This is a genomic window from Rhodanobacter terrae, assembly GCF_042657005.1.
GTDB classification, from domain to species: domain Bacteria; phylum Pseudomonadota; class Gammaproteobacteria; order Xanthomonadales; family Rhodanobacteraceae; genus Rhodanobacter; species Rhodanobacter terrae.
The window spans coordinates 1-3,894 of the sequence record NZ_JBHSNG010000059.1; the positions used below are offsets into that span (position 1 = coordinate 1).

Consider the following 3,894-nt stretch of genomic DNA (forward strand, 5'->3'; position numbering starts at 1 on the left):
GGCCGCGGCAATCGCTTTCTGTCGGCCTGAATGTGCAAATTTGTACAGAATCGAATTGTCGCGGCCGTCGCGATCGAAGATTTGGACGTCCGTTCGTTAATACGGAGTTTTTCAACAGAATCGGCCACGAGCTGCCGGTCGGGGAATCAGTCACGTCGCCCGATAGTCGTCGTTCGGCGCTCGGAATGTTCAACACCATCGGGCAGCACGCGAACATGCGCCGGCCGCAGTAACGACCGGCGCATGGATACCACTACAGACGGTCGTCAGCCACACAGGTGTGCGTTAAACCATAATTTGGCCGCCGCATAGGACGGCCTCTGATGTCTAGAAAGACCGGTTGATTCAATCTCCGCCGGCTTTCATCCCTGGTCAATTTTCAGCGAACAGAGATGGTCAATTTTCAACGCACGCCAACAGCCTGAAGCTGATCAGCCACCTGGGTGACCATCACTGCAGAAAACGATCGACGACGGCGATGCTGCACCGCAATGGTGCTTGATCAGGTGGAGCCGCGCATAGATGGTGCGCAAATACTGCCTATACCGCAGCGATTGCCACGGGAGGCGCGGCGTTGGCGCGTCGTCGACAGTGGCACGAATGTTGCGTAGCAACATCTCGCGCGACGGGATAACTCGCCCATTCGCATCGCTGCGGAGCGGACAGACCGCAACGGCATGCTCGTCATATTCGGGGGGATCGGGATGCAACGCAAAGCCACACGGATCGAACTGTTCAACCTCGCCACGCCGCCGCGTGCCTTCCATCTCAGTTTGCTGGCGTTTTTCGTCTGCTTCTTCGCATGGTTTGCAGTGGCGCCGCTAAAGGAAGCAGAGCTATGAGGCAGAGTGTTTTGCGACGTAGCATGGTGGGGATCGCGACCTTGTCCGTCGCGATGTTCACCGCCACCGGCGCTTACGCCGATGGATCACTTGTCGACGCGCTAACGCACGGCAAGCCGTTGATCGACATTCGCGCACGCTACGAAGCCGTCGGCGACGACAATTGCACGGCGTGCGCGGGGAAGGACGCGGACGCGCGAACGTTGCGCGCTCGGCTGGGCTATGAGACGGGCGAATGGAACGGTTTTTCCGTGTTGTTCGCCGGCGATCAGATCTGGTCGCTCGGGCCGGAGGACTACAACAGCAAGTCGAACGGCCGCACGACCTATCCTGTCGTGGCGGATCCGACGATGACGGCGCTCGACCGTTTGCAGCTGACCTATCGCAACAGCGATTTCGGCACGACGATCACGGCGGGCCGCCAGGCTATCATCCTCGACGATGCGCGCTTCATCGGTAACGTCGGCTTCCGCCAGCACGAACAGACCTTCGATGCAGTCAAGTTCGTCAACACATCGCTGCCGGACACGACCTTCACCTATGCGTGGATCGGTGGCGTCAACCGCATCTTCGGTCCGGACGGGCCGAACGGGCCGGCGACCACCGGCCACTACATCAGCGACAGCCATGTCCTGAACGCCACCTATCGCGGCATGAAAGGGCTGACACTGACGGGCTATGCCTATCTTCTGGACCTCAGGGAGGCTCCCGCCGCGTCAACGGCGACCTATGGCCTTCGTGCGCAATACGGCATGCCTGTGGCCGAGGGAATCAGTGCCGGCGTGATCGGCGCCTTCGCGCATCAGAGCGATTACGCAGACAACCCGCGCCCCGTCAGCCTCGACTACTGGACGCTGAGTGCGCAGGTGAAAGCCGCAGGCTTGATGGCTGTCGTCGGCTATGAGGTGCTGGAGGGAAGCGGAACGGTCGGCTTCACAACACCGCTGGCCACGCTTCACGCCTTCGACGGCTGGGCCGACCTGTTCTTGGCGACACCGGCGAACGGCATCGACGATCTCTACGAAACGGTTTCCTACAAGATTCCGCAAGCACTCGGCCCCGTCACGCTGGCGCCTCTCGTCACCCATCACAGCTTTACGACCGATCGCACCGGGGTCGACATCGGAGACGAGTGGGATTTCTCCGTTGATGCGGCGTTTGACAAGCAGTTTTCGCTGAATCTGAGCTACACGGCCTATCGCGGCGCAGGCATCAGTGCGGGCGGGTTCCGCGATAAGACCATCACCTGGCTAACGGCCAGCTACCACTACTGAAGGTGCCGGTCATGCGCCACACCACCGAATTTCCTGACGCTATTGCGAGGAGCTGGATCATGAAAACACACAAGGTAGAGCAACTTGTCATCGCTACTGTCGGCTTTTTCTGGTGCTTCCTGATGTGGTTCTCGACAGCCGCATTCAGCCCCAGCATCGCCGCGCATTATCATCTCGGCATCGCGGCACTGGGCCTTCTCGCCAGTTCCGCGATCTGGATGGCGCCGCTCGGGCGGATCATCGCCGGGTGGGCCTCGGACCGGTTCGGTGCACCGCGCACGTTCGCGGTCATTCTCGCCGGCTGCGGCATCGTCTCGATCGCATCGGCCTATACGACGAACTACGACATCCTCTTCATCGAGCGAGTGATCGTGGCCATAGCCGGTGTCTCCTTCGTGGTAGGCATCCAGCATGTGGCGCAATGGTTCGACGATCACGAGATCGGCACCGCCGAAGGGCTCTATGCCGGCACCGGCAATGTCGGCGCCGGTGTGGGTGCGCTGGTGCTGCCACGCATCTTCGGAACCGACTATCACAGCGCCTTCCTCTATCTCGGCGTGATAGCACTTGTCATTGCCGCCTGGTATCTGGTGCGCGGCCAGGCTGCCAGAACCGTCGAGAAGCGGGATCTGGCGCGCAGAAGCAGCAATTTCGGCAGCGCCGTGTTCGTGTGGAGCCGCTATATCGCCATCGCGCTGATGTTGGCCTATGCCATGTCGTTCGGCGCCGAGATCGCAATGAATGCATGGCTGCCCGGCTATTTCACGCGCGGCTTCCATGATGCCCTCCTGGCACTCGGTTTCAGCAGCGTGGCCGGCGTTCAGATCGCTGCTGGCACTTTCGCCGCCGTGCAATCCTTCACCGCGTCGCTGTTCCGGCCCTTCGCCGGCTTCATGTCGGACCTGTTCCAGCGTAAGAACTGGACACCGCTGCCCTTCATCGCCAAGACGCTGCCTTACGCGCCGCGTCTGCACTGGCTTGGCCTGTCGCTGATCCTGATCACGCTGTCCATGGTCGGGTTGACCACGGCCGGTCTGACGGGCTCGCTGCATCTGTCTGTCGTGCTGCTGGTCGCCTTCGGCATATTCGTCTCGTTCGGCACGGGAGGCACCTTCGCGCTGGTACCGCTGCTCTTCCCCGACCGTCCGGGCATTGCGGCCGGCTTCATTGGTGGTGTGTCGACAGCGGCTGGAATCATCTATCCGCTGGTGTTTGCGAGTGGCGTGAACATTCATGTGGGCTACCTCCACGTCGCCTTCTTCATGTTCGTGCCATTCGTTCTCTTCTACTTCTGGGCGGCACGCTACGAGCGTCACCCGGAAGAGCACGGCCTGTTCACACCGGCGATGGCCGCAGAATAAATCCGGAATATTCGTTCCCAACTCTTGGAGGTTCTCATGAGTCACGCATCACCTTCCGCCACACCCGTTGAACACCAACCCTGGTACAAATACGGCGTTGCCGTGCTGGTGCTGGAGATGGTGATCGCCATCGCCGTCAGCGCATATTCGCTTTATATGACATTCCACGGTCTTGGCGGCTTCCCGGGAAAGCATTAAGGATGCTCTGATTTATTCCCCGCCGGCGGCATCATAGTGCGCAGTCCTCAGGATACCGATCATCGAGAAAATTGATTCGGCGAGTGCATCACCCGGCGAATTCAATTCTGAAGTGCACCACCCCAAACGGTAGAGCGGCGCAGGTGCGGTAGCCTGCACAGCTTCACCGCCAAGTGGAACTGCACATGAGCTACACACACCTGAGCCAAGACGAACGCT

5 protein-coding genes are annotated in these 3,894 nt (G+C 60.3%); all 5 read left to right on the forward strand.

What is annotated here, in order from left to right; translation table 11 throughout:
* Positions 1–233, forward strand: a 233-nt coding sequence (locus tag ACFPPB_RS20105) for a hypothetical protein (RefSeq protein WP_377330411.1), incomplete at its 5' end; no start/stop codon positions are given.
* Between the two features lie 471 nt (positions 234–704).
* On the forward strand, positions 705–842 hold the full coding sequence (locus ACFPPB_RS20110) for a hypothetical protein (protein WP_377330413.1): 138 nt from the start codon (positions 705–707) through the stop codon (positions 840–842).
* 41 nt (positions 843–883) lie between these two features.
* The gene (locus ACFPPB_RS20115) at positions 884–2,116 is read left to right on the forward strand and encodes a hypothetical protein (protein ID WP_377330415.1); all 1,233 of its coding nucleotides are present in this window, start codon (positions 884–886) and stop codon (positions 2,114–2,116) included.
* Positions 2,117–2,175: 59 nt separating this feature from the next.
* A complete protein-coding gene (locus ACFPPB_RS20120; protein ID WP_377330417.1) occupies positions 2,176–3,477 on the forward strand; it encodes an MFS transporter in 1,302 nt (433 codons plus the stop codon).
* A gap of 36 nt (positions 3,478–3,513) precedes the next feature.
* Positions 3,514–3,675, forward strand: a complete 162-nt coding sequence (locus tag ACFPPB_RS20125) for a hypothetical protein (protein WP_377330419.1) — start codon at positions 3,514–3,516, stop codon at positions 3,673–3,675.
* Positions 3,676–3,894: the final 219 nt, after the last annotated feature.